The 25,315-nt window shown below is 70.0% G+C and carries 25 protein-coding genes; 10 read left to right on the forward strand and 15 right to left on the reverse strand.

The genetic code is table 11. From position 1 onward, the window contains the following. Positions 1-62: 62 nt before the first annotated feature. Genes DKG75_RS14340 through DKG75_RS14355 form a run of 4 tightly spaced genes read right to left on the reverse strand, consistent with a single transcriptional unit; the run spans position 63 to position 1,885 of the window. Positions 63-719 (reverse strand): DUF599 domain-containing protein, encoded by a 657-nt coding sequence (locus tag DKG75_RS14340; protein ID WP_109921820.1) that lies wholly within the window; start codon positions 717-719, stop codon positions 63-65. Positions 720-724: 5 nt separating this feature from the next. Further along, a complete protein-coding gene (locus tag DKG75_RS14345) occupies positions 725-1,141 on the reverse strand; it encodes a DUF6691 family protein (RefSeq protein WP_109921821.1) in 417 nt (138 codons plus the stop codon). 11 nt (positions 1,142-1,152) lie between these two features. After that, the gene (locus DKG75_RS14350; protein ID WP_109921822.1) at positions 1,153-1,575 is read right to left on the reverse strand and encodes a YeeE/YedE family protein; all 423 of its coding nucleotides are present in this window, start codon (positions 1,573-1,575) and stop codon (positions 1,153-1,155) included. Further along, the gene (locus tag DKG75_RS14355; RefSeq protein ID WP_109921823.1) at positions 1,568-1,885 is read right to left on the reverse strand and encodes an ArsR/SmtB family transcription factor; all 318 of its coding nucleotides are present in this window, start codon (positions 1,883-1,885) and stop codon (positions 1,568-1,570) included. The genes DKG75_RS14350 and DKG75_RS14355 overlap by 8 nt, the downstream gene beginning before the upstream one ends. A gap of 223 nt (positions 1,886-2,108) precedes the next feature. Between DKG75_RS14355 and DKG75_RS14360 the strand changes: the two genes are divergently transcribed. The 6 genes from DKG75_RS14360 to cydX are packed head-to-tail and all read left to right on the forward strand — an operon-like array spanning position 2,109 to position 8,942. Next, positions 2,109-2,651 carry a GbsR/MarR family transcriptional regulator gene (locus DKG75_RS14360; protein ID WP_109921824.1) on the forward strand — a complete coding sequence of 181 codons (543 nt, stop codon included), beginning with the start codon at positions 2,109-2,111 and terminating at the stop codon, positions 2,649-2,651. A 2-nt stretch (positions 2,652-2,653) separates the two neighbouring features. Beyond that, positions 2,654-4,330 carry a thiol reductant ABC exporter subunit CydD gene (gene cydD / locus DKG75_RS14365; RefSeq protein ID WP_109921825.1) on the forward strand — a complete coding sequence of 559 codons (1,677 nt, stop codon included), beginning with the start codon at positions 2,654-2,656 and terminating at the stop codon, positions 4,328-4,330. After that, positions 4,312-6,030 (forward strand): amino acid ABC transporter ATP-binding/permease protein, encoded by a 1,719-nt coding sequence (locus tag DKG75_RS14370; protein ID WP_109921826.1) that lies wholly within the window; start codon positions 4,312-4,314, stop codon positions 6,028-6,030. Before cydD ends, DKG75_RS14370 begins: the two co-directional genes overlap by 19 nt. Positions 6,031-6,072: 42 nt before the next feature. Then, positions 6,073-7,647: a cytochrome ubiquinol oxidase subunit I gene (locus DKG75_RS14375; protein WP_109921827.1), complete on the forward strand. Its 1,575-nt coding sequence runs from the start codon at positions 6,073-6,075 to the stop codon at positions 7,645-7,647. Between the two features lie 5 nt (positions 7,648-7,652). After that, positions 7,653-8,807 carry a cytochrome d ubiquinol oxidase subunit II gene (gene cydB, locus DKG75_RS14380; protein ID WP_109921828.1) on the forward strand — a complete coding sequence of 385 codons (1,155 nt, stop codon included), beginning with the start codon at positions 7,653-7,655 and terminating at the stop codon, positions 8,805-8,807. 15 nt (positions 8,808-8,822) lie between these two features. Next, entirely contained in the window at positions 8,823-8,942 is a 120-nt protein-coding gene (gene cydX / locus DKG75_RS14385; RefSeq protein WP_109921829.1) for a cytochrome bd-I oxidase subunit CydX, read from the forward strand. Between the two features lie 61 nt (positions 8,943-9,003). Here the strand turns inward: cydX and DKG75_RS14390 are convergent, their stop codons facing one another. Continuing rightward, complete coding sequence (locus tag DKG75_RS14390) at positions 9,004-10,500, reverse strand: succinyl-CoA:acetate CoA-transferase ScpC (RefSeq protein ID WP_109921830.1); 1,497 nt, start codon at positions 10,498-10,500, stop codon at positions 9,004-9,006. Positions 10,501-10,631: 131 nt separating this feature from the next. On the opposite strand from DKG75_RS14390, the gene DKG75_RS14395 reads away from it, so the two are divergent. Then, the gene (locus DKG75_RS14395) at positions 10,632-11,987 is read left to right on the forward strand and encodes an 8-oxoguanine deaminase (RefSeq protein WP_109921831.1); all 1,356 of its coding nucleotides are present in this window, start codon (positions 10,632-10,634) and stop codon (positions 11,985-11,987) included. 6 nt (positions 11,988-11,993) lie between these two features. Here DKG75_RS14395 and DKG75_RS14400 read toward each other — a convergent pair whose 3' ends face one another. From DKG75_RS14400 to DKG75_RS14415, 4 genes are read right to left on the reverse strand one after another with little or no spacing between them, the layout of a single operon-like run. Continuing rightward, positions 11,994-12,881, reverse strand: a complete 888-nt coding sequence (locus DKG75_RS14400; protein ID WP_166646585.1) for a metal-dependent hydrolase — start codon at positions 12,879-12,881, stop codon at positions 11,994-11,996. An 18-nt stretch (positions 12,882-12,899) separates the two neighbouring features. Beyond that, a complete protein-coding gene (locus DKG75_RS14405) occupies positions 12,900-14,669 on the reverse strand; it encodes an SDR family oxidoreductase (RefSeq protein ID WP_109921833.1) in 1,770 nt (589 codons plus the stop codon). A gap of 2 nt (positions 14,670-14,671) precedes the next feature. Next, on the reverse strand, positions 14,672-15,529 hold the full coding sequence (locus DKG75_RS14410) for a M24 family metallopeptidase (RefSeq protein WP_109921834.1): 858 nt from the start codon (positions 15,527-15,529) through the stop codon (positions 14,672-14,674). Between the two features lie 14 nt (positions 15,530-15,543). Next, a complete protein-coding gene (locus DKG75_RS14415) occupies positions 15,544-16,008 on the reverse strand; it encodes an SRPBCC family protein (RefSeq protein WP_109921835.1) in 465 nt (154 codons plus the stop codon). A gap of 115 nt (positions 16,009-16,123) precedes the next feature. Here DKG75_RS14415 and DKG75_RS14420 point away from each other — a divergent pair, with 115 nt between their 5' ends. Further along, positions 16,124-16,765: a TetR/AcrR family transcriptional regulator gene (locus DKG75_RS14420; RefSeq protein ID WP_109921836.1), complete on the forward strand. Its 642-nt coding sequence runs from the start codon at positions 16,124-16,126 to the stop codon at positions 16,763-16,765. On the opposite strand, the gene DKG75_RS14425 is transcribed toward DKG75_RS14420, so the two are convergent. Genes DKG75_RS14425 through DKG75_RS14440 form a run of 4 tightly spaced genes read right to left on the reverse strand, consistent with a single transcriptional unit; the run spans position 16,762 to position 21,786 of the window. Next, positions 16,762-17,337, reverse strand: a complete 576-nt coding sequence (locus DKG75_RS14425; protein ID WP_109921837.1) for a sarcosine oxidase subunit gamma — start codon at positions 17,335-17,337, stop codon at positions 16,762-16,764. The two genes, DKG75_RS14420 and DKG75_RS14425, sit on opposite strands and share 4 nt — an antisense overlap. Beyond that, complete coding sequence (locus DKG75_RS14430) at positions 17,330-20,266, reverse strand: sarcosine oxidase subunit alpha family protein (RefSeq protein ID WP_243746609.1); 2,937 nt, start codon at positions 20,264-20,266, stop codon at positions 17,330-17,332. Before DKG75_RS14430 ends, DKG75_RS14425 begins: the two co-directional genes overlap by 8 nt. Continuing rightward, positions 20,263-20,523 carry a sarcosine oxidase subunit delta gene (locus DKG75_RS14435; protein ID WP_109921839.1) on the reverse strand — a complete coding sequence of 87 codons (261 nt, stop codon included), beginning with the start codon at positions 20,521-20,523 and terminating at the stop codon, positions 20,263-20,265. The genes DKG75_RS14430 and DKG75_RS14435 overlap by 4 nt, the downstream gene beginning before the upstream one ends. Before the next feature lie 12 nt (positions 20,524-20,535). Beyond that, a complete protein-coding gene (locus tag DKG75_RS14440) occupies positions 20,536-21,786 on the reverse strand; it encodes a sarcosine oxidase subunit beta family protein (RefSeq protein WP_109921840.1) in 1,251 nt (416 codons plus the stop codon). Between the two features lie 67 nt (positions 21,787-21,853). Between DKG75_RS14440 and DKG75_RS14445 the strand changes: the two genes are divergently transcribed. Then, on the forward strand, positions 21,854-22,822 hold the full coding sequence (locus DKG75_RS14445; RefSeq protein ID WP_243746607.1) for a GlxA family transcriptional regulator: 969 nt from the start codon (positions 21,854-21,856) through the stop codon (positions 22,820-22,822). A 46-nt stretch (positions 22,823-22,868) separates the two neighbouring features. Next, entirely contained in the window at positions 22,869-23,234 is a 366-nt protein-coding gene (locus DKG75_RS14450) for a DUF1801 domain-containing protein (RefSeq protein ID WP_109921841.1), read from the forward strand. Positions 23,235-23,272: 38 nt separating this feature from the next. Here DKG75_RS14450 and dinB read toward each other — a convergent pair whose 3' ends face one another. Then, the gene (gene dinB / locus DKG75_RS14455; protein ID WP_109922311.1) at positions 23,273-24,361 is read right to left on the reverse strand and encodes a DNA polymerase IV; all 1,089 of its coding nucleotides are present in this window, start codon (positions 24,359-24,361) and stop codon (positions 23,273-23,275) included. Positions 24,362-24,406: 45 nt separating this feature from the next. Next, on the reverse strand, positions 24,407-25,153 hold the full coding sequence (locus tag DKG75_RS14460; protein WP_109921842.1) for an IclR family transcriptional regulator: 747 nt from the start codon (positions 25,151-25,153) through the stop codon (positions 24,407-24,409). Between the last annotated feature and the right edge of the window lie 162 nt (positions 25,154-25,315).

Below are 25,315 nucleotides of genomic sequence, written 5' to 3' on the forward strand. Positions count from 1 at the left end.
TGCTGAAGCGGACAAATTCCAGCCTGATGCGTGGCCGTTTGTCTTTTTCGATTTTGGCTGATTCAGCCGAAATCGGACAAACTCTGAGGCGAGGCGCCGCCCCGGTCGAACCAGGCCAGGGCGGCGATGATCAGCAGGACGCCGGGCAGGACCGCCAGGGGTTCCAGAAGGCCGGCGACCAGGGGCGCCAGATAGAACAGGGTGCGCAGGCTGTCGCTGTAATAGCGCCCGGCCAGGGCGACATAGCGCTGGGCGACCGCCCGGTCCTCGGGCGCGATATCGGCCCCGAAGCCGACCAGATAGCCGAGGTGGTTGTAGAAGCGCGCCGACTGGGTCGCCAGGATGAAGGACGTGAACAGGGTGGCGACGATCAGTCCGCCGATCGCCGTGCGTACCGGCGTGATCGCGGTCTCGCCCAGGGTATCGGCGGCGCGCAGCGCCAGATGCAGGGCGACCGGGCCGACCAGGCTGATGGTGCCCATCAGGGCGATCACCGTGGTCGAGGCGACGATGGTCGCCGCCATCACCGAATTGCGGATGGTCTGCACCGCGACGATTTCCTGCCCCGGCCGGGCCAGCACCGCATCGAGCCAGCGGCCGCGCAGGCGGGCATGGCGCTGGCGCGCGGTCGCCCGGCGGCGCTGGCGCAGGTCGAACAGGGCCAGCGCCAGGGCCCCGGCGCCGAGCCCCGCCCAGCGCCAGAGATCGGGCTGTTCCATCCCCGTCACCCCTTCGCCCGGGCGAGGCGGACGACCAGCATGCCGGCGACCATGGCCAGGACGAGATAGAGCACCCGGAGATCGCCGCCGACCAGCGACGACAGCGCCGGCCCCGGGCAATAGCCGGCAAGGCCCCAGCCGATGCCGAACAGGGCGGCGCCGCCGACCAGATTGAGGTCGATGTCGCGCCGCGTCGGCACCTGGAAGCTGGCGGCCAGCAGCGGCCGCCCGCGGGCGAAGACCAGGCGGTAGCCGATGAAGGTGACGATGACCCCGGCCCCCATGACGAAGGCGAGCGAGGGATCCCACGCGCCGGCAAGGTCGAGGAAGCCGAGGACCCGGGCCGGATCGGTCATGCCCGCCAGGGCAAGGCCGAGGCCGAAGACGAGCCCGGCGGCAAGGGCGGTCAGGATGCGTGCCATGGTACCGTTCCTCAGATCAGGTGGCGGACGACGAAGACGGTGGCGATGCCGGTGGCCATGAAGGTCCCGACCGCGACGAAGCTGCGCGGCGACAGGCGCGGCAGCCCGCAGATACCGTGGCCCGAGGTGCAGCCGGAACCGAGCGCGGTGCCGACGCCGACGATGAAACCGCCGGCGATCATCAGGGGCAGGGAGACGACGGGGGCGCCGATCCCGCTGCCGCCGGCGGCAAGGGCCAGCAGCAGCGGCCCGCCCAAAAGGCCGGCGATGAAGGCGAGGCGGATCCCCGCCTCCTCGCCCCGGGCCGGGGCGGGGGGCAGCAGGCCGCCCAGGATGCCGCTGATCCCGGCGATACGGCCGAGCGCGCCCATCATGACGATGGCGGACAAGGCGATCAGCGCCCCGCCCAGGGTTGGCAGCAGGAAATCAGTCATGGTCGGGGTCGTCCTCGTCCTGGCAATAGGTGGCATAGAGAAAGCCGAGCAGCCGGCGCACGTCGTCGCGGGCGATGGCGTAATGGATGTGCTGGCCCTCGCGCCGGCCGGCGACCATGCCTTCGCGCCGCAGCCCCATCAGGGCCTGGGAGACGGAGGATTCGCGCCACGCCAGCCGGCGGGCGAGTTCCCCCACCGTCTGCTCCCCCGCCGTCATGTGGCAGAGGAGGAGAAGCCGCTTCGGATGGGCAAGGGATTTCAGCGTTTCCGCCACCAGGGCGGTTTTACGCTCCACATTATGTATATTCATGAATTTGAATATATACCTTCCGGCGTGCCAGCGCCAGGGGGCTCCCGCACATACGGAACCCCGTCGCACCGGCCCTGCGACGATTGGCGCAGGGGGCTGCGGCGGCCGGTCACGGGGGCGCTCTATCTTGTCGCAGGGGCGGTTGCGCCCTTGTTCCCGATATCACTTAAGATTATCGTATTTTCAGGACTTATTGAAATGAGAGGAAGCGGGCAGGCCCGCCATGAAACTGCCGCCGCTGATCCAGACCTTCGTGCTTCACTTCGGTGAAATGGGCAGCCGCTGGGGCATCAACCGGACGGTGGGGCAGATCTATGCCCTGCTCTATGTCTCGCCCGAGCCGCTGTGCGCCGATCAGATCGTCGAGGCCCTGGGCATTTCCCGCTCCAATGTCTCCATGTCCCTGCGCGAGCTTCAGGCCTGGAATCTCGTTCTCCTGCGCCATCGGCCCGACGACCGTCGCGATTTTTTCACGACACCATCGGATATTTGGATCATCCTTCGGGCGCTGGCCGAAGAACGCAAAAAGCGCGAGGTCGATCCAACCTTGTCCGTGCTGCGCGACATTCTGATGGAAGTGCCGGAAACGGCGGCGGAACGCCATGCCCAGGCGCGCCTTGCCGAAATGCACGGCCTGATCGAGCAATTGACCGGCTGGTACGACGACGTGAAGCGCCTGGACACGGAACGCCTGACGGCGCTTCTCGGCCTCGGCGCCGGCATCACCCGCCTGCTCGACCGGGCGCCGGGCCGGAAGGGGCGCTGACCATGGCCCGGGACAATGCCATCGAACGGGGCGCGCCGCCCGACCGCGGCGCCGCTCTCGCCCTGGCCGCCGCCCTCCTGTGGCTGCCCCAGGCGGCCGGCCTCGCCCTGGGCATCGATGCGCTGGCGGCGGGGGGCGGCCTCGGCGCGGCGGCGGGGCCGGCGGCCCTGGTCCTTGCCCTCGGCGCCTTGCGGGCGGGGCTGGAGGCCTGGGGCGGGCGCCTGTCCTATCGCCGGGCGCGGGCCCTGCTGACGGCGGCGCGGGCCCGCGCGCTGACCGTGCTGGCCGAAGGCTCGCCCTTCGATCCCCGGCGCCATCCCGCCGGCCTTGCCGCCAGCGTCCTGGCCGAACAGGCCGAGGCGGTGCTGCCCTTCCTGCAACGGTTCCGCCCGGTGCAATGGCGGGTGATGGCGGTGCCCCTGGCCATTGCCGCCGTCGTCGGCACCCTGTCCTGGGTCGCGGCGCTGATCCTTCTCGTCGCGGCGCCTTTGATCCCGGTCTTCATGGCCCTGGTCGGCTGGCGCGCCAAGGCGGCGAGCGAGGCGCAGATGGTCGAACTCGGCGGCATGAACGCCTTCCTGCTCGACCGCCTGCGCGGGCTTGCCACCATCCGCGGGCTGAACGCGGTCGCCGCCACCGCCGAACGGCTGGACGCCGCGGCGCGCGGCCTGCAACAGCGCACCATGGCGGTGCTGCGCATCGCCTTCCTCTCTTCCGCCGTGCTCGAACTCTTTTCCGCGCTCGGCGTGGCCATGGTCGCGGTCTATGTCGGCTTTCACCTGCTCGGGCAATTGGCTTTCGGCGCCTGGGGCGGGGTGCTGAGCCTGGGCGAGGGGCTGTTCATCCTGCTGCTGGCCCCGGCCTTTTTCGAACCCCTGCGCGATCTCTCCGCCGTCTGGCACGACCGCGCCGCCGGGGCGGCCGGCGTCGCGGCGCTGGAAGGCTTGCTGGCGCCGGGGCTGGACCTGCCCGGCGCCCTCGACCCCGCGCCGGCACGGCAGCCGGGGCCGGCGCCGGCGGTGACGGTGGAGGCGCTGCGCTTCCGCCATGCCGGGGCGGCGGCGGCCGTGCTCGACGGCTTCGCGTTGGCCCTGAAGCCGGGCGAGAAAGTCGCGCTGATGGCGCCGAGCGGGGCGGGCAAATCCACCCTGCTGGCCCTGATCGCCGGCCTTCTGGTGCCGGAAAGCGGCCGGGTACTGATCGGCGGGCAGGTCCTGGGCGCGGAAAATGCCGCCGCCCTTCGCGCCGGCATGGCCTGGATCGGCCAGCGGCCCCATGTCTTTCCGGGCTCGATGCGTGCCAATATCGCGCTGGGCCGGGCCGGCGTCGGGCCGGCGGCGGTCGCGGCGGCGATCGAGACGGCGGCGCTCGCCCCGGTCGGCGGCACCGACGGTGCCCGCGTGCTGGGCGAGGGCGGCCTCGGCCTTTCGGGCGGGGAGGTGCTGCGCCTCGCCATCGCCCGGGCGGCGGCGACGCCGCATCTGGGCCTGATCCTGGCGGACGAGCCGACCGCCCATCTCGATGCCGAAACCGCGCAGGCGGTCACGGCCGGCCTGCTTCGCCTCGCCGAGGGGCGGGGCCTGATCGTCGCCACCCATGATCCGGTGCTGGCCGCCGCCATGGACCGGGTGATCCACCTGAACCCGCCGGGAGACGCGCCATGCGCCGCCGTCGCCTGAGACCGGCGCTTACCCGCTTGCTGGCGCTGGCCGACAGGCGCCAGCTCGCCTTCGGCTGTATCCTGGCCGTGGTCACGGTGCTGGCGGGGATCGCCCTGCTCGGCCTGTCCGGCTGGTTCATCACCGCGACCGCGCTGGCCGGGCTGGTGCCGGCGACGGCGCTCGCCTTCGATGTCTTCGCGCCGGCGGCGGGGATCCGCCTGCTCGCCCTCGGGCGGACCGGGGCGCGTTACGGCGAACGGCTGGTCACCCATGACGCGACGCTGGCGCTGCTCGCCCGCCTGCGCGGGCAGGTGTTCCGCCATTACGCCCAGCCGGGCGCCGCACGCGAGCTGTTCGCCCGGCCGGCCCGCCTGCTGTTCCGCCTGACCAATGATATCGATGCCCTCGAATCGCTCTACCTGCGCCTGCTGGTGCCCCTGGCCGCGGCGCTGGGCACGGCGCTGGCGGCCGCCGTCGCCCTGGGCCTGCTCGCGCCCTGGCTCGGCCTCGGGCTTGCGCTGGTGCTGGCGGGGGCGGGCCTCGGCATTCCCGTGCTGGCGGCGCGGGCGGGGCGGCGTCCGGCCCGGCGCCGGGCCCTGGGGTTGGAGGCGCTGCGGGCGCGCACGGTCGATCTGGTCGACGGCCAGGCCGATCTGGCCATGGCCGGGCGGCTGGCGGCGGCGCGCGAGGCGGCCCTTGCCGCCGACCGCTATCTCGCCGCAGCGGACGACCGGCTGAACCGGATCGAGACCGCGGCCGGCCTCGCCCTCGGCTTGGCCGCGGCGCTGGTCCTGGCCGGCGTGCTGCTCGCCGTCGGCCATCTGGCGGGGCAGGGGGCGATCGATGCGCCGCTTGCCGCCTTCGCCGTGCTGGTCGCGCTCGCCGTGATGGAACCCTTTGCGGCGCTGCGCCGGGGCGCGGTCGAGATCGGCCGCAGCCTGCTCGCCCTCGACCGGCTGGGGCCGGCGCTCGACGGAACCGCGCCGGTGCCGCCGCTGCCGGCGCCCGCGGGGGGCGCGGCGCTTCGCCTCGACCGGGTTTCTCTAACCCATGCGGGTGCCGCAAGTCCGGTATTCGCCGATCTCACGCTGTCCGTCGCACCCGGCGAAATCGTCGCCCTGATCGGGCCGAGCGGGGCGGGCAAGTCCAGCCTGCTGGCCCTCGTCGCCGGGGAAATCGCGGCTGCGTGGGGCCGGGTGGAGACCCTGCCGGCAGCCCTTCTCACCCAGCAAAGCCAGGTTTTCCGCGACTCCCTGGCCGGCAACCTGCGCCTTGCCGATCCCGCGGCCGGGGACGGGGACCTGATGGCGGCGCTCGATGCGGCGGGGCTCGGCGACGATGTCCGCGCCTTGCCGGCGGGGCTTTCGACCATGCTCGGCGACGGCGGCCTCGGGCTTTCCGGCGGCCAGATGAGACGCCTGGCGCTCGCCCGCTTGATCCAGCGCAAGGTCCCGGTCTGGCTGCTCGACGAACCTACGGAGGCGCTGGACGAAGCGACCGCCGCCGATGTGCTGGCCAGGATAGCCCGGCGGGCCCAGGGGCGGACGGTCGTGATCGCCACCCATCTGCGGCGCGAGGCGGCTTTCGCCGACCGGCTGGTCGAAATCGGTGGCGGTGGTATCCGCCGCCAAGCCCGCAAGGGCGAGGCGGCGTTCGAGGACATGCTCGCGGGGCTGCGGTCCGCGCGGGCGTCCGGTGTTGCACCCGGCAACGGGTGAGGTCCAACAGGAGGGCGCCGGCAGCCGCCGGCGTGAAACGGCATGGAACTGGATATCGTCAGCCTGTCGCGACTGCAGTTCGCGATCACGGCGCTCTACCATTTTCTATTCGTGCCCTTGACCCTTGGTCTCTCGATCCTGCTCGCGATCATGGAGACGGTCTATGTCATGACCGGCCGCCCGATCTGGCGGCAGATGACCAAGTTCTGGGGCACGCTGTTCGGCATCAACTTCGTCCTTGGCGTCGCCACCGGCATCGTCATGGAATTCCAGTTCGGCATGAACTGGAGTTACTACAGCCATTACGTCGGCGACGTCTTCGGCGCGCCGCTGGCGATCGAGGGCCTGATGGCCTTCTTCCTCGAGGCGACCTTCGTCGGCCTGTTCTTCTTCGGCTGGGACAAGATGTCCAGGGTCGGGCACCTCGTCGCCACCTGGGCGGTGGCGCTCGGCTCGAATTTCTCGGCCCTGTGGATCCTGATCGCCAACGGCTGGATGCAGAACCCGATCGGTGCCCGCTTCAACCCCCAGACCATGCGCATGGAGGTGGAGAATTTCTTCGACGTGGTGTTCAACCCCGTGGCCCAGGCGAAATTCGTCCATACGGTCTCGGCCGGTTACACCACGGCGGCGATCTTCGTCCTCGGCGTCTCGGCCTGGTATGCGCTGAAGGGCCGCCATCTTGAGATCGCCAAGCGCTCGATGACGGTCGCCGCCTCCTTCGGCCTCGCTGCCTCGCTCTCGGTCGTCGTCCTTGGCGATGAAAGCGGCTATCTCGCCAACGAGCACCAGAAGATGAAGCTCGCGGCCATAGAGGGCATGTGGGAGACCCAGCCGGCGCCCGCCGACTTCACCCTGATCGGCTTCCCCGACCAGGAGGCGCGGGAGACCCATTTCGCGGTCCATATCCCCGCCGTCATGGGCCTGATCGCCACCCGCTCGCTGACCGAGGAATTGCCCGGCATCAAGGATCTGGTCGAAAGCGCCAAGGGCCGCATCGCCGAGGGTATCATCGCCTATGACGCCCTGCAGCAGATCCGCGCCGCCGGCGGCAAGGGTGTCGCGCCCGAAGTGACCGCCGCCTTCGAGAACAACGGCGCCTCGCTCGGTTATGCCCTGCTGCTCAAGCGTTACACCGACGATCCGCGCACGGCGACGCCGGAACAGATCGACAAGGCGGCCTGGGACACGGTGCCCGAGGTCCTGCCCCTGTTCTGGGCCTTCCGCATCATGGTCGGCCTCGGTTTCTTCTTCATCATCCTGACCGGAACCTTCTTCGTCCTCTCGGCCCGGCGCCGCCTGACCGAGCGGCCCTGGCTGCTGAAGCTCGCGGTGCTGGCGATCCCGCTGCCCTGGATCGCGGCGGAACTCGGCTGGGTGGTCGCGGAATTCGGCCGCCAGCCCTGGATCATCGAAGGCGTGCTGCCCACGGCGGCGGCGGTGTCGAACCTCGGCGCAGGCACGCTGCTGCTCACCATCGTCGGCTTCGTCGCCATCTATACCGTGCTGATCGTCATCGAGATGGGCTTGATGCTGAAGGCCATCCGCAAGGGGCCCGAACCGGACGAGGCGCCGGAAGCCCGTCTGATCTCGCCCGCCATCGTGCCCGGGGAGTAACCGACATGATCCTTCATCAACTGATCGACTACGAAACGCTCCGCCTGATCTGGTGGCTGCTGCTCGGGATCCTGCTGATCGGCTTCGCCGCCACCGACGGCTTCGACCTTGGCGTCGGCGCCCTGCTGCCCTTCGTCGGCAAGGGCGACCTGGAGCGGCGCATCGTCATCAACACCGTCGGGCCCGTGTGGGAAGGCAACCAGGTGTGGCTGATCCTCGGCGGCGGCGCCATTTTCGCCGCCTGGCCGCAGCTCTACGCCGTGTCCTTCTCGGGCTTCTATCTGGCCATGTTCGCGATCCTCGCCGCGCTGATCCTGCGCCCGGTCGGCTTCAAGTACCGCAGCAAGCGGGACAGCGCCGCCTGGCGCAGCGGTTGGGACTGGGCCCTGTTCGTCGGCGGCTTCGTGCCGGCGCTGATCTTCGGCGTCGCCGTCGGCAATGTGCTCCAGGGGGTTCCGTTCCGGCTCGAGGACGATCTCCGCATCGTCTACGAGGGGACGTTCTTCGCCCTGCTCAACCCCTATGCCCTGCTGTGCGGCCTGCTCTCGGTCGCCATGCTGGTCACCCATGGCGCCGCCTGGCTGATGCTGAAGACGAGCGGTGCCGTGCAGGAACGGGCCCGGCGCTTCGGCCAGGGCGCATCCTTCGCCAGCGTCGTGCTGTTCGCGCTCGGCGGCGTCGCGCTCTATTTCATGGTCGACGGCTATGTGATCACCAGCGTGCAGGACGGGGCGGGGCCGTCCAATCCCCTGTCGAAGACGGTCAGCGTCGTCGCCGGGGCGTGGTTCGCCAATTACGGCGCTCATCCCTGGATGTTGATCGCGCCGGTGCTGGGGCTTCTCGGCGCCTTCCTCGCCTTCGTCGGCTTCGGGGCGCGCAAGGAAGGCCTGACCCTGCTGGCCAGCAAGCTGTCGATCTTCGGGATCATCTCGACCGTCGGCCTGTCGATGTTCCCCTTCATCCTGCCGTCCTCGATCGATCCGCGCGCCAGCCTGACGGTGTTCGATTCCTCGTCGAGCCACCTCACGCTGTTCATCATGCTCGGCGTCGTCGTCATCTTCCTGCCGATCGTGCTGGCCTATACCGCCTGGGTCTACAAGATCCTGTGGGGCAAGGTCGAAGCCGCCGACATCACCCGCAAGGGCGGTCACGCCTACTGACAAGGAGAAAGACAGATGTGGTATTTCGCCTGGTTGCTCGGCCTGCCGCTGGCCGCCGCCTTCGCCGTCCTCAACGCCATGTGGTACGAACTGATGGATGACGAGGCCGCCCGGAAGAAACTGGCCGGGAAATAAGCAAGCGCAAAGAAAAAGGGCGCCGGCGGTTACCGCCGGCGCCCTTGTCGTGTCCGGCCTCTCAGAAGGCCGCCTTCATCGTGCCCCGGTCGCGATAGGCGAGGTGCCAGGCGAAGGCCCGTTCCAGCACATGGGGCGTGTGCCCGCCGCGGGCCTTCGCCTCGTCGAAATAGGCTTGCAGGGCCGGGCGGTAATCCGGGTGGGTGCAATGGTCGATGATCGCTTGCGCCCGCTCGCGCGGGGCGAGGCCGCGCAGGTCGGCAAGGCCCTGCTCGGTCACGATCAGGTCGACGTCGTGCTCGCAATGGTCGACATGGGTGACGAAGGGCACGATCGACGAAATGGCGCCCGCCTTCGCCACCGACTTGGTGACGAAGATCGAGAGATAGGCATTGCGCGCGAAATCGCCCGAGCCGCCGATGCCGTTCATCATGTGGGTGGCATTCACATGGGTCGAATTCACGTTGCCGTAGAGATCGACCTCGAGCGCCGTGTTGATGGCGATGATGCCGAGGCGGCGGATCACCTCCGGATGATTGGAGATCTCCTGCGGGCGCAGCACCAGCCGGTCGCGATAGGTGGCGAAGGCGGGCAGGACCCGGGCCTCCATCTCCTTGGACAGGGTCATGGAGGCGCCGGATGCGAACAGCATCTTGCCGGCGTCGAGCAATTGGAAGGTGCTGTCCTGCAACACCTCGGAATACATCGTCAGGTCCTTGAACGGGCTGTCGATGAAGCCGTGCAGCACCGCATTGGCGATGGTGCCGATGCCCGCCTGAAGGGGCTGGAGGTTATAGCCGAGGCGGCCCTTCGCCACCTCGCCCTCGAAGAAGCGGATCAGGTGGCCGGCGATCGCCTGCGTCTCGGCGTCCGGCGGCAGGATGTTCGAGGAACTGTCCTTCTTGCCGGTCAGCACGATCGCCGCGATCTTTTCCGGCGGGATCGGGATATAGGGCGTGCCATGGCGGTCGTCCGGCTTCAGCACCGGGATCGGCTCGCGGTGCGGGCGGCGCGTCGGGATATAGACGTCGTGCACCCCTTCGAGCGCCAGGGTCTGGTTCACGTTGATCTCGACGATCACCTGTTTCGCCAGGATGGCGAAGGTCGCCGAATTGCCGACCGAAGTGGTCGGGACGATGCCGCCGTCCTCGGTGATGGCGATCGCTTCGACGATGGCGTAATCGATCGGGCCCAACTGGTTCGAGCGCAGCATTTCCACCGTTTCCGACAGGTGCTGGTCGATAAACATGACCTCGCCCGCATTGATCGCCTTCCGCATCGCCGGATCGGACTGGAAGGGCAGGCGGCGCGACAGGAGATGGGCTTCGGCGAAGGTCTTGTCCAGGTCGTTGCCGAGGGAGGCGCCGGTCATCAGGGTGATCTTCATCGGCTGGCGCTTGGCCCGCTCGGCCAGCGCCAGCGGCACCGCCTTGGCCTCGCCCGCGCGGGTGAAGCCGCTCATGCCGATGATCATGCCGTCTTCGATCAGGGCGGCGGCCTCGTCGGCCGAGACCACCCTGTCGTGCAGGCTGTGCAATCTGATACGTTCTGACAACATGACCGACTCCGCCAGCTCGTCCCTAATGGATTGCCGATAGATAGACCGCTTCGCGGGTCGCTGTGTCCTTGCGCTTTCGCATGGCCAAGGTGCATTGGTGCATGAATTAGACCAAAGTCTAGAGGGGTCCGATGCCGAAAACCCTGCTCCTTCGCCATGCCGACAGGCTCGTGACCATGGACGGGGCACGCCGGGAAATCCCGGACGGCGGCCTCTACGCCGAGGGTAACCGCATCGTCGCCGTCGGCCCGACCGCCGACCTGCCGGCGACCGCGGACGAGGTGATCGAGGCGCGGGGCCAGATCGTCATCCCCGGCCTCGTCAACACCCATCACCACATGTACCAGAGCCTGACCCGGGTCGTCCCGGCGGCGCAGGACGGCGAATTGTTCACCTGGCTGACCAGCCTCTATCCGCTCTGGGCCCGGCTGACGCCGGCGATGATCGGCGTCTCGACCAAGGTCGCCATGGCCGAACTGCTGCTGTCCGGCTGCACCACCACCAGCGACCACCTCTACATCTACCCGAACGGCTGCCGGCTGGACCATTCTATCGAGGCGGCGGGCGAGATCGGCATGCGTTTCCACGCCTGCCGCGGCGCGATGAGCGTCGGCGCCTCGAAGGGCGGCCTGCCGCCCGACAGCGTGGTCGAGGCGGAAGGGGCGATCCTGGCCGACGCCCGGCGCCTGATCGAGACCTATCACGACCCGGAACCCCTGGCGATGCAGCGGGTCGCGGTCGCGCCCTGCTCGCCCTTCACGGTCAGCCGCGACCTGATGCGCGAGGCGGCGGCGCTGGCCCGCGCCTATGGCGTGTCCCTGCACACCCATCTGGCCGAAAACGCCAGCGACATCGCCTACAGCCGGGAGAAATTCGGCATGACGCCGGCCGAATATGTCGAGGACCTGGGCTGGACCGGGCGCGACGTCTGGCATGCCCATTGCGTGCAATTGGACGAGGCGGGGATCGACCTCTTCGCCCGCACGGGCACCGGCGTCGCCCATTGCCCCTGTTCCAACATGCGCCTCGGCTCCGGTATCGCGCCGGTCCGGCGCATGCGCGACCGCGGGGTGCCGGTGGCGCTGGGCGTCGACGGTTCCGCCTCCAACGACGGCGGCCATATGCTGGGCGAGGTGCGGCAGGCCCTGCTGCTGGCCCGGGTCGGCTTCGGCCCCGCCGCCATGACCGCGCGGGATGCCCTGGAAATCGCGACCATCGGCGGCGCGCGGGTGCTGAACCGGGACGACATCGGTTCCCTGGAAGCGGGCAAGGCGGCGGATTTCGCCGCCTTTTCCCTGTCGGGCGTCGGCTTTGCCGGGGCCCTGCACGATCCGGTCGCGGCCCTCGTCTTCTGTGCCCCGGCCAGTGCCGCGCTCACCGTGGTCGACGGCCGGGTCGTGGTGCGCGACGGGCAGCTGGCCACCATCGACCTGCCGGTGACGATCGAGCGGCACAACAGGCTGGCGGCGCAACTCGCCGCCGGCTGAGCGCGGTCAGGCGGCGGCGGTCTTCCGTCTCGTCGCCGGCGAGCGCGCCAGGTAATCGAGGGCGATCTCCGTATCCGCCTCGTGTTCCGGGTTGTAGCCGGGGGTGAGGAAGCGCCAGCTCGCCCCGATCAGGCTCCGCGCCGAGGGGATGATGTTCCGGGCCGAGGCCTTGCGCCATTCCGTGAAGAAGCCCGGCACCTTGGCGATCGTCGGGTCCTGGCTCATCAGGTAGCGGGTGGATTCGACCCAGTACCAGGTGAGGAAGGGCAGGATGAAGCCGAGCACCAGCACGCGGTGGGCGATCGGCGCCCCGGTCATGTCCTTATAGAGATCGAAGGCGACCGCGCGGTGCTCCACTTCCTCCGCCCCGTGCCAGCGCAGCAGGTCGAGCATGGTGGCGTCGGGCTCCAGCTTGTCGAGTTCCTGGTTCTCCAGGATGAAACGGCCGAGGATACAGGTGAAATGCTCGCCCGCGGCGATGATGCCGACGCGCGTGTCCAGCCACCATTTGCCGAGCCCGAGGCGCTTCACCGGGATCAGGCCGAAGATCCGTTCCGGATCCCCGACCAGTCGATCGACGATGCGCTGGGTACGGGCGACGCCGGGCGCGATATTCATGCCGAACTTCAGGAAATGCTCGGCCAGGGGCTTGTGGGCGCCGCCGTGGATCGCCTCCTGGCGCATGAAGGCGATGACGTCCTCGCGCAGCTTGTCGTCGGTGACGTGGGGCAGCGCTTCCTTGTACACCTGGCAGAACCAGGCCTCGACGATGGGCAGCAGGATATGGGTCGAGTTGGCGAGATGGGAGACGAAGGGCTCGCCCTTGATCCATTGCGGCGGCGTGCCCTTCCAGTCGAAACTCACCTTGCGCGGGACGATCTTGTACGGGGTCATGGCCATGATCCTTCGCGGTTACTTCGGCATCAGGTCGGCGCCGGCGAGGCGGCGCAGCAGGGCGGGCGAGAGGCGGCCGAGCAGGTGGCCGGCCACCGCCTCGATCCCGACCATGGCGACCGGCCGGTCGCCCTCGATCGCCTTCACGATATCGGCGGCGACGCTGTCCGCGGTCAGCGCCCGGCGGGCGTAGAGGCGCGATGCGCTTGTGCGCTTGCGCGCCTGTTCCTCGGCCGTGACGCCGACGAAGGTGGTGCGGTCGGTGATCCCGGTGTCGATCAGCCCGGGGCAGATGGCGGAAACGCCGATGCCCTTGTCCGCCAGTTCGGCGCGCAGGCAGGTGCTCATCATCAGCACCGCCGATTTGGTGGTGGCATAGGCGGACAGGCCGCGCGCCGGCATGAAGGCGGCGGCGGAGGCGACATTGACGATATGGCCGCGCATCTTGCGCGCCACCATGCGCTGGCCGAACAGGCGCGAGCCGTGGATGACACCCCAGAGGTTGACGTCCAGCACGCGCTTCCAGTCCTCTGCCGAAGTATCGAGGAAATCGCCGGCAAGGCCGATGCCGGCATTGTTGACGACGATATCGACGGCGCCCAGGGTCTCGTCCACCCATTGGGCGAAGGCGTCCATCGCCGCCGCATCGGCCACGTCGAGGCGGCGGGCGCTGGCTTCGACCCCGACCAGCCGGGCCAGGGTCGCGGTGCGTTCCGCGGCGTCGAGGTCGATATCGGTGGCGATCACGTCGGCGCCCTTGGCGGCCAGGGCCAGCGCGGTCGCCCGGCCGATGCCGCTGCCGGCGCCGGTGACCAGGGCGAGCTGCCCGGCGAAGGGACCGGCCCCCCGGCGGTGGCGGGCGGCCCGGCGCCGGCCCTGGGCCAGCGCCGCGCAATCCGCCCCGGTCTCGACATGGGTGACGAAGCGGCGCACCCGGTCGGCGATCAGGGCGGGGTCGGTCAGCGGCAGCCAGTGGCCGGTGCGCACGTCTTCCCGGGTCAGCAGGGGCACGTGATCGCTGAGGTTGTCGAAGATGGCGGGCGAGACGAAGGGATCCTGGGTCGGCACCAGCAGTTGCACCGGCTGTTCGATGGTCGGGGTCTTCGGCCCGAACATGCGCTCGCGGAAATTGGCGCGGTAAAGGTTGATGCCGTTCACGCCGTCGCGCAGCTGGCCGGGGTGGGCCTCGGTCTCGATGCCGTCGGTCAGCTTCAGGATGCGCGGCCACAGGCGGGCGATGCCGGCCCGCCACAGGGTGGGCGCCAGCACCGGCAGGTGGAAGGCGAGGATGTACCAGGACTTCAGCAATTGCCCGAGCAGGGGGGGCAGGGCGGCCAGCTTCTCGTCCTTCACCCTTTGCCGGATGGCGCTGAAGGCAAGGTCCAGGGACGGGCCGGAAATCGAGGTATAGGAGGCGATGCGCACCCGCGTGCGCGGATCGACCAGGGCCTGCCAGCCCTGGATGGACCCCCAGTCGTGGCCGACCAGGTGAACCTTGCCGGTCGGCGCCTCGGCATCGAGGACGGAGGCGAGATCGGCCATCAGCCGGCCCAGGTGATAGCCCCGGCCGGACGAGGGCGCGCCCGAAAGCCCGGCCCCCCGGACGTCATAGGTGATGACCCGGTGGTCGCGGGCGAGGTCGGCGACGACGCCGTCCCAGACCGTGCTGTCGTCCGGATAGCCGTGGATCAGGACGATCGTCGGCTTGCCCTCGGGCCCGGCGACATGGCCGGCCAGGGTCACCTCGCCGGAATCGACGCGGAAGGCGGATGCGGATGAGATTGCCATGATTACGCGGCCTTCTGTTGCTGGCGGGCGGCCCAGCGCCGGACATGGGGCAGGTCGTCGTCCAGCCAATGGGCGCTACCGTCCTCGCGGATCACCAGCAATTCCTCGAATTTGGCGCCGGTGTCGCGGAAGCCGAGATGGGGTTCCACCGCCCAGAGGCCGGGCACCGGCGGATGGTCCGATGTTTCGGCGCTGGACCACAGCGGCGACCAGCCGGCGCTTTTGCCCTCGGCCACCTGGGTGCGCAGGGCGCGGATCGCGCGCAGCCCGAACTGGGCGACGCTGAACCGGCTGGGGCCGCCCGGCAGCAGTTCCACCCGATGGGCGAGAACGTTGAAGGGATAGGCATGATGCCGCGGCTCCACCCCCTGGCGGCGGCACAGCGCGTCGACGGCGCGGGAAACCTGCGCCATGCTGTCGCCGGCCGAGACCCGCTCGACGATCAGGGCGCGGTGGGCCATCAGGTCGTCCAGCAATTGCTCGACCACCGGATTGAAGCCGAGGGCGCCGGCATAGCCGATGTCGGCCACCGCCTGGCCGACCACCGGGGCGCAGTCCAGGATGAAGGGCATGCCTTCCTCCAGCCGGCGGAAACCGGGCAGGAAGGCGGGGTTGAAGCCGCGCAGCGCCTTGACCGCGATCAGCCCGCGAAAGGCCGTGCGGTCGCCGAACCAGGCGAAGGGTTCGTGGAACCAGTCGCGCACGCCATGGTCCTCGGCCCAGGCTTTCATGCGGCCGGCGGCTTCGCGCTCGGTCATGCCGGGGCGCAGCTCGGCGGCGATCGCCGCCGCACAGTCATAGGCGAGGCGCTGGGCGGCGCGGAAGGCGTCCAGCTGTTCGGATGCGGCGGGAATGGGCATGGCGGCCTCCGCGGTCAGAGATGGGCGCGTTGGAGATTGGCGACGAAACCGTCGACCAACCCGTTGAATTCGCGGGCGACGATGGGCGCCGCCAGGGGCTTTAGCAGGAAGGACAGGGGGACATGGACCGTGCCCTTGATCGTCATCTGCAATTGGGTGCGCTCGCCGTCCAGCGGCTGCAGCAGGATGCGGCCGCCGATCGCGGCGCTGCCCACGCCCTTCACCGGTTCGAAGCTGAGGTGGCCCTTGTGCCGCTCCACCTTGAAGGCGGTGGCGAAATCGATCCGGACGCGGTGGGTGATCGGACCCAGCGGCGACAGTTTCCAGTGGTAGCGCTCGTCGCCGAGCGGTGCCAAGGTCTCCAGGCTGGGGAAATGGGCCAGGGTCGCGGGCAGGTCGTCCATCAGGCCGGAAACCCGGTCGTAAGCGGCGGCGATCACCTCCCGCTTGTCGCGGTGGATGTCCACGGAAATCGTCATGGGCTGCTCGATGCTCCTCCGCCGGCTCGACCGGGCGCCAACCCGATCGGGCTTTATTACTTGAAAGTAAGTTACTATGGAGTAAGGTTCTGTCAATGGTCTTTCGGGGGATCCGGTGAGCGCAGGGAACATCAGCCGGCCGGCCGCCGGGCGGCGCCTGCCGCGGGCGGCGCGCGAGGCGCAGATGCTGGCGGTGGCGGCGGAAATCGTCGCCGCCGAGGGTATTCACGCCACCTCGATGGACGATGTGGCGGCGGCCTGCGGCGTGACCAAGCCGATGATCTACAGCTATTTCGGCTCGAAGCAGGGGCTGATCGCGGCGCTGGTGGAGCGCACCGGCACGATCATGATGGCGGGCCTGATGGCCATGGCCCATGTCCCCGACCCGGCGGAACGGTTCCGCCGCACGGTCACCCTCCTGGTCGGCCAATTGTACGAGCAGAAGGCGAACTGGCAGGTGATCCTGGCCGCCATGCGCGGCGAGGGGCCGGCGACGGATCAAGCCCGGGGCTATCGCGCCGCCCTGATCCAGATCACCACGATCACCCTGGCCGGCCTCGCCCCGCCGGGCGTGGCGGAGGTCATCGCCCGCCGGGTGGTCAGCCCCTATGCCTATGCCATCATGGGCGCCGCCGAATCCGGCTCGGAATGGTGGCTGCGCACCCCGGGGGTCACGCGGGAGGAGGCGACGGCGACCGCCCTCAAGGTGGTCGATGCCATCATCGACCTCTCGCGCCGCGATCTCGCCGCTGTTTAGACCGCGATACCGCCGGCGGCGCCGCTTGCCGCGAGGAAATCCCAGAAGCTGCCGGCCAGGCTGCGGAACACGGCGATCTCGACGGTCGGTGCCGCGTCCACCTGCCACGGGATGACGCCCATATGGGCGCAACTCGTCACCGCCGCCCCGCCCGGGCCGAAGGCGACGGGGTGGAAATCGACCGCGATCCCCTTGGCCAGGGTCTCGAAGGTGCCGGGGCCGGACAGGCGCAGCACGCCGTAACCATCGCTCTGGTCCGTGACGGTGGCGCAGCCGGCCAGATCGTCCCCCAGGGCCTCGGCATCGATGCCGCCGTCGCGGGCGAGCAGGAAGGTCGAGGGGCCGGTGGCGATCAGGGCGGTGCCGGGCGCGAATGTCGCGCGCGGCCCCGCCGGCAGGGTGAGACCATGGCGCGCGCGCAGGCGTCGGGCCAGTTCGTCGCGCCCGCCGGGGCGCAGCGCGACGGCGGCGAGGCCGAGATCGGCGCGCTCGGCGACGGTCAGGCGCGCGGGCGCGGGGCCGATCGGGTGCAGCAGGCCGGCGAAGGCGCTGCGGGCCGCAATCTCAACCATTCAGGCGGCTCCCCTCCGGATCGTAGAAGACGGGCGAACAGACCTCGACCTCGATGTCGCCGTCGCGCAAGGGATCATGGGCGATCACGGTCTCGCCGATCCGCTGCGGTCCGCGCGCCAGCAGGCCGAGGCCGATCCAATGGCCGCGCATCGGCGAAAAGGCGACGGAGGTCATGTAACCCTCGCTGTTCTCGATCGCCGGGGCGGCCCCCTTGGCCAGGAAATGGGCGCCGCCGCGCAGGCGCTTCGCCCGATCAAGGGGGCGGAAGCCGACCAGGGCCGGGCGGTCGGGATCGGTCAGGCCGGGCCGGGCGGCCAGGACGCGGCCGATGAAATCCTTCTTCGTCGACAGCATCCGGCCGAGGCCGAGATCGGCGGCCGTGGTCTGGCCCGACAATTCATTGCCCGCCGGATGGCCCTTCTCGATGCGCATGACGCCGAGCGCCTCGGTGCCATAGGGGGTCGCCCCGAGCGCGCAGAGCCGGCGCATCAGCCCCTCGCCATAGCGCGCGGGCACCGCGATCTCATAGGCCAGCTCGCCGGAGAAGGACAGGCGGAACAGCCGCACCGATAGGCCCGCCCAGCGAAACTGCGCCACCCCCATGTGGGGCAGGGCGGCGACGTCGAAGGTCTCGCCCAGCATCTCCTGAAGCAGGGCGCACGAGCGCGGCCCGGCGACCGAGAACATCGCCCAATGCTCGGTCGCGGAGGTGCAATGGACGTCCAGGCCGGGGCGCAGCACCTGGCGGCAATAGTCGAGATGCTGCATCACCTTGGCGGCATTGGCGGTGGTCGTCGACAGGATGAAGCGATCGGGGCCGAGGCGGGCGCAGGTGCCGTCGTCCATCACGAAGCCGTCTTCCCGCAGCATCAGGCCATAGCGCGCCTTGCCGGGGGTGAGAGTCGAGAAAGTGTTGGCATAGACGAAATCGAGCAGGACGCCGGCATCCGGCCCCTGGATCTCGATCCGGCCGAGGGTGGAGACGTCGCAGATCCCGCAATCGGCGCGGACCGCCTTCACCTCGCGGTTGACGGTGGCCAGCCAGTCGTTCTCGCCCGGGCGGGCGTACCATTGGGCGCGCAGCCATTGCCCGACCTCGACGAAAGTGGCGCCCAGTTCGGCGGCGAAGCCGTGGGAGGGGGCAAGGCGCGTGGGCTTGAAATGCCGGCCCCGGTGGTGGCCGGCCAGGGCGCCCAGCGCCACCGGGGTGAAGGGCGGGCGGAAGCGGGTGGTGCCGGTCTCGGCCATGCCGCGCCCGGTCTGCGCCGCCATCAGGGCATGGCCGTTGACATTGGCGGTCTTGCCCTGGTCGGTCGCCATGCCCAGCGTGGTGTAACGCTTCAAGTGCTCGACCGAGCGGAAGCCCTCGCGCGCGGCCAGCGCCACGTCCCGGTCGGTCACATCGTGCTGGAAATCGACGAAACTCTTGCCCTTGCTGCCCGGTACCTGCCACAGGGCGGTGGCGGCGCTGCGGTCCTCGCCGGTCGGGGGCAGGGGCGGGGCATGGGTGCCGCCCGCCGCATCGGTGCCCAGGCGGAAACCGTCCGCCAGGCAATCCGCCAGGGCCAGGCGGCCGGCGGCGGCGCCCGCCACCGCCATGCCCGGCGGCAGGCGCTCGCCGGGCACGAAGGCGGCGAGATCGTCGCGCCAGTAAGGCTTGCCGCCCAGGTGGGTGGTCAGCGCCAGGGTCGGGTTCCAGCCGCCCGAAACGGCCAGAAGATCGCAGTCGATCCCCTGCCGCCGGCCCAAGGCATCGCGGACCGTGATCCCGGCCAGCGAGCGGCCGCCCCTGGTGGCGGTGACCGCGGCGCCGGCCAGCACCGGCGCATCGATGAGGGCGGACAGCAGGGGATCGATGCGGTCGCGCGTGTCGATCACGGCGGCGACGGCGATGCCGGCGGCGGCAAGGTCGGCGGCGGTCTTCCAGCCGTCGTCGCCGGTGGTGAAGATCGCGGCGCGGCTGCCGGGGGCGGTGCCGAAGCGGTTCAGATAGGTGCGCACCGCGGCGGCACTCATCACCCCCGGCCGGTCGTTGCCGCCGAAGACGAGGGGGCGCTCGACGGCGCCCGCCGCCAGCACCGCGCGCCGCGCCGCGATATGCCACAGGCGCTGGCGCGGCTGGTGGGGGCCGGGCACCGGCAGGTGATCCGCCACCCGTTCCACGGCGCCATAGGTCTCGCCGTCGAAGACGCCGAAGACGGTGGTGCGCGGCAGCAGGGTGACATGGGGCAGGCCGGCCAGTTCCGCGACCGCCGCCGCCGCCCAGTCGGCGCCGGGCTTTCCGTCGATCTCCAGCCGCTCGCCGTTCAGGCGGCCGCCGAAGAGGAAATCCTCGTCGGCCAGGATGGTGCGGGCGCCGGCCCGCCCGGCCGCCAGGGCGGCGGCAAGGCCGGCCGGCCCGCCGCCGATCACCAGCACATCGCAGAAGGCATTGCTTTTCTCGTAATGATCCGGGTCCGCCACCCCGGCACCCCGGCCGAGGCCGGCGGCACGGCGGATCGCCGGCTCGTAGAGTTTTTCCCAGAAGGCCGCCGGCCACATGAAGGTCTTGTAATAGAAGCCGGCAACGAAGAGGGGGGACAGCAGGCCGTTGACCGCACCGACATCGAAACCCAGCGACGGCCAGCGGTTCTGGCTGGCGGCGGCGAGGCCGTCGAACAATTCGACCGTGGTCGCCTTGGTGTTCGGCTCGCGCCGGGCGCCGTCGCGCAATTCGACCAGGGCGTTCGGTTCCTCCGACCCGGCGGTGACGATGCCGCGCGGGCGGTGATACTTGAAGGATCGCCCGACCAGGCGCACGCCGTTGGCGAGCAGGGCGGCGGCCAGCGTATCGCCGGCGTAACCGGTCAGGGCCCGGCCGTCGAAGCTGAAGCCCAAGGGGCGGCCACGGTCGATCAGGCCGCCGTGGGGCAGGCGCCGGCCGCTCACGGCTGCCTCGCGAAGGCGGCGGCGAGGATTTCGTGACTGGTGGTGTCGCGGGTCACCACCAGCCATTGGCGGCAGCCGGCGGCGTGATACCAATGTTCCCGGTGCGGCCCTGCCGGATTGTCGCGCAGGTAGGTGGCCTCGTAGAACAGGCGCGGCGCGTCCGGGGCGGCGGCATCGGGGCGGGCGATGGCGGCATCGCCCAGATAGGCGAATTCCGCGCTGTCGCGCGGGCCGCAGAAGGGGCAGGGCAGGCGCATGGCGGACCGTCCTCAGTGCAGGTTGGGTTGGGCGCCCTGGCCCTTTTCGTCGAGCAGATAGCCGCGCTCGAACCGGTCGAGGCGGAGGGCGGCGGCGGTCGGGTGCGGTTCCCCCCGGGCGAGCAGATGGGCAAAGCACAGCCCCGAGGCCGGGATCGCCTTGAAACCGCCATAGCACCAGCCGGCATTGACATAGAGGCCGGGCACCGGGCTGGCGTCGATGATGGGCGAGCCGTCCATCGACATGTCCATGATCCCGCCCCAGGCGCGCAGCAGGCGCAGCCGCCCGATCATGGGCATCAGGGCCATGCCGCCCTCGGCGACATCCTCGATCACCGGCAGGTTGCCGCGCTGGGCATAGGAATTGTAACCGTCGATATCGCCGCCGAAGACGAGGCCGCCCTTGTCGGACTGGCTGACGTAGAAATGCCCGGCGCCGAAGGTGATGACCCCGGGGATCAGCGGCTTCAGGGCCTCCGAGACGAAGGCTTGCAGGACATGGCTTTCGATCGGCAGACGGAAGCCCGCCAGGGCCGCGACCCGCGACGAATGGCCGGCCACCGCCATGCCCACCTTGGCGGCGCGGATGGTGCCGCGGGTGGTCTCGACCCCGGCGATCCGCCCGCCGTCGTGAAGGAAGCCCGTCACCTCGCAATTCTGGATGATGTCGACGCCGCGCTTGGACGCCGCATGGGCATAGCCCCAGACGACCGCATCGTGCCGCGCCGTGCCGGCCCGGCGTTGCAGCAAGCCGCCCTTGATGGGAAAGCGGGCATTGTCGAAATCGAGGAAGGGGGCCATGGCCCGGACCTGTTCCCGGTCCAGCAGTTCGGCATCGACGCCGTGCAGCCGCATGGAATTGCCGCGCCTGGCATAGGCATCGCGCTGGCCGTCGGAATGATAGAGGTTGACGATGCCCCGCTGGCTGACCATGGCGTTGTAGTTCAACTCCTGCTCCAGCCCTTCCCACAGTTTCATCGACAGTTCGTAGAAGTGGTTGTTGCCCGGCAGCAGGTAGTTGGAGCGGATGATGGTGGTGTTCCGCCCGGCATTGCCGGAACCGATCCAGCCCTTCTCGACCACCGCGACATTGGCGATGCCATAGCGGCTGGCCAGGTAATGGGCGGTGGCGAGGCCATGGCCGCCGCCGCCGATGATCACCACGTCATAGGCGGGTTTCGGGGCCGCGTCGCGCCAGGTCGGCTGCCAGCGGCGATGGCCGCTCAGGGCGTTCAGGGCAAGGCTGAGGATCGAATGGCGCATGAAGGGCCCCGGCAGTGACGATCGAGCATTGACCGGCCCCGCCCCGCCCGGCATGACTGTAGGCGACATGATGATGACTGACAGCGACTTAGCCCTGCCGCACCGCTTCGGCTTCCTGCTGCTGCCGGGCTTTGCCCTCATGTCCTATGCCTCCACGGTCGAGCCGTTGCGGGCCGCCAATCTGCTGGCCGGGCGCGGGCTTTATGCGTGGCGGCACTTCAGCCCGGACGGGCAGGCGGTCCGGGCCTCGACCGGGATGGCGGTGGCGGTCGATGGCGGCCTGCCGCGCCGGGCCGAGATCGACACGCTGATCGTCTGCGCCGGCGGCAACCGCATCGATTTCCAGGCGCCGGCGGTCTTGTCCCGGCTGCGGCTGCTGGCGCGCCAGGGGGTGCGGCTCGGCGGCGTCTCCGGGGGGCCGGTGGTCCTGGCCCGGGCGGGCGTGCTGGACGGTTATCGCTGCACGGTGCATTGGGAACATGCCGCTGCCTTCCGCGAGGAATTCCCGCGCCTGAACCTGACCGGCACGCTTTACGAGATCGACCGGGGGCGCCTGACCTGCGCCGGCGGCATCGCCGCCATCGACATGATGCACGCGCTGATCGGCCGCGACCACGGCCCCGGCCTTGCCGCCCAGGTGAACGAATGGTTCCTGCAGAACCGCATCCGCGAGGGCGGCAGCGCCCAGCGCATGGACCCGGGCGACCGCCTGGGGCTGGCCGATCCGCGCCTCGCCCGGGTCATCGCCGCCATGGAGGCCCGGATCGAGGAACCCCTGCCGCGCGACGCGCTGGCCGCGCTGGCCGGCCTGTCGCCCCGGCAGTTGGAACGCCTGTTCTCGGCGGCGCTCGGCATGGGGCCCGGGCGCTACTACCAGAACCTGCGCCTCGAGCGCGCCCGCTCCCTCCTGCGGCAGACGGCGCTGACGGTGGCGGAGATTGCGGTCGCCTGCGGCTTCGTCAGCCCGGCGCATTTCTCAAGGGCCTACCGCGCGCTGTTCGGCGTGGCGCCGCGGGACACGCGCGGGCGGGGATAGGCTATGATGCGCCCCGGGCAATCGCGGCGACCGGGAGGGCGGAGGCATGGCCAGGAAAAGAGACGCCGGGCCGGTCCTGCTCTCGGGCGGCAATCCGCAGATCGCCAAGGCGGACGGCGATGCCCCCGTGCAGGCCTATATCGCCGCCATGCCCGGCGTGGTCAAGGCGGTGCGGTGGAATTCGCCCTTCTACGGCATCGCGGGGCAGGGCTGGTTTCTCAGCTATCACTGCTTCGCCAGATACATCAAAATCGCCTTCTTCCGCGGCACGTCGCTGCACCCCGTGCCCCCCGTCGCCTCCAAGGACAAGGAGGTGCGCTATGTCCATCTCCACGAGGGCGACCCCATCGACGAGGCGGGATTCGCTGATTGGGTCCGGCAGGCCTCGGCCCTGCCGGGCTGGGTGCCGTGACGCCCGCGGCGCGGCCCACCACTGCACGCCCGCAGGCGCTACAGCGACAGGCCCAGTTGGGGCGCGGCGTCTTCCCCCGCCGCCTCCGCGATCGAGGAAATGCCGAGGCCGAGCAGGCGGATGCCGCGCCGGACCGGGAACAGCGGTTCCAGCAGGCGGGTGCCCTGGACCAGAAGTTCGTCGCGTCCGGCGATGGGCAGGGCCTGGGTGCGGCTTCGGGTCTGCTGGCGGAAATCGCTGAATTTCACTTTCAGGGTGACGGTGCGGCCGCGGGTGCCGGTCTTGCCGCAATAGGCCCAGACCTTGTCCGCCAGGGGCGCGAGTTCGGCCGCGGCCGCCGGCAGGGCGTGGAGATCGTCCGCGAAAGTATTCTCGGCGCTGATCGATTTGCGCGGCCGGTCGGCGGTCACGCGCCGCTCGTCGATGCCGCGGGCGATATTGTGGTAATGGCTGCCGGCCTTGCCGAAATGGCGTTGCAGGAAGCCGAGCTCGGCGCCCCGGAGGTCCAGCCCGCTGCGGATGCCGAACTGGTGCATCCGCCGCGCCGTGGCCGGGCCGATGCCGTGAAACTTCGCGATGTCCAGGGTTTCGACGAAGCCGGCGCCCTGGTCCGGCGTGATCACGAACAGGCCGTCCGGCTTCCTGTGGTCGGAGGCGAGCTTGGCCAGGAATTTGTTGTAGGAGACGCCGGCCGAGGCGGTCAGCCCGGTTTCGGCCTTGATGCGGGCGCGGATCTCCCCGGCGATCCTGGTGGCGGAGCCGATGCCCCGCTTGTCCGCCGTCACGTCGAGATAGGCTTCGTCCAGCGACAGCGGTTCGACGAGATCGGTATAATCGAGCAGGATGGCGCGGATCTGCCCGGAAATGGCGCGGTAGACCTCGAAACGGGGGCGGATGAAGATCAGCGCCGGGCATTTCCGCCGCGCCGTGACCGAGGGCATGGCCGAATGCACCCCGAAGCGCCGCGCCTCGTAGGAAGCGGCGGCGACCACGCCCCGCGCCGCCGCCCCGCCCACGGCGACCGGCAAGCCCCGCAGCCGGGGATCGTCGCGCTGTTCGACCGAGGCATAGAAGGCATCCATGTCGATATGGATGATCTTGCGCACGGCGGGGGTGGGTGACGTCATGATGCCGAGTCCGCCAAAGAACAAAACAAGAATATCACGGCGGCATCAGCCGGGATAGAGCCGGGCCTCGATCCGGGCGGCGGCGGTCTTCAGGGCGGCGAACAGGGCCTCGTCGTCGGCATCGCCGGTGCTGGACAGGGAAATCGCCGCGATCACCCGGCGCTGGCCGTCGCGCACCGGCACCGCCACGCAATGCAGCCCGTCGGCCATTTCGGCATCGTCGATGGCAAAGCCCCGCGCGGCGATATCGGCCAGATGGCGGCGCAGGTCGCCGGGATCGGTGATCGTGGTCGGGGTCAGGCGGACGAAGGGGCCGCCGGCGAGATAGCGGTCGCGATGCGCGGGCTCGAGGCCGGCCAGCAGGACCTTGCCGATGCCGGTGCAATAGGCCTCGAACTGGATCATCTCGCGGGTGAAGACGGAGGCCGGCCCGCCGGCTTCCTTCACCAGATAGGTCACCATCTCGGCCTCCAGGATGCCGAGATGGGCCGTGCGCTTCTCCGCCCTGGCCAGCTTGCGCAGGACCGGGCGGCTGGCCTGGGCCAGGACGTGGCGCCGGTCCGGCGTCAGTTCGAGCAGGCCCATGCCGGCAATGTAACGGCCCCGCGTCCCGCGCGCGATCAGGCGCTGGCGCTCGAAGGCGGCGATCAGGCGGTGCGCGGTCGAAACCGGCAAGTGCTCCGCCCGGGCGATCTCGGCCAGCGAGGTTCGCCCCCGGTCGCGCAAGACCGCGGCGAAAAGGGCGAGGGCGCGGTCGAGGGCCAGGGTGCCGCTTTCGGGATCGTTCTTCATTCTCTCATCATGTGAGCGGATCGATCGGTTGTAAACCGGCCGGCCCGCCGGGATCCCTTCGTATGGGGGCGGGATCCCTTCTTATGGGGGGAGGGCGGCTCCCTGTCGCGGCCGCTAGCATGAAGCGTCGCCCGCGAAGCGGCGAGGGCTCGAACACAAACA

Source organism: Zavarzinia compransoris (assembly GCF_003173055.1).
GTDB lineage: Bacteria > Pseudomonadota > Alphaproteobacteria > Zavarziniales > Zavarziniaceae > Zavarzinia > Zavarzinia compransoris.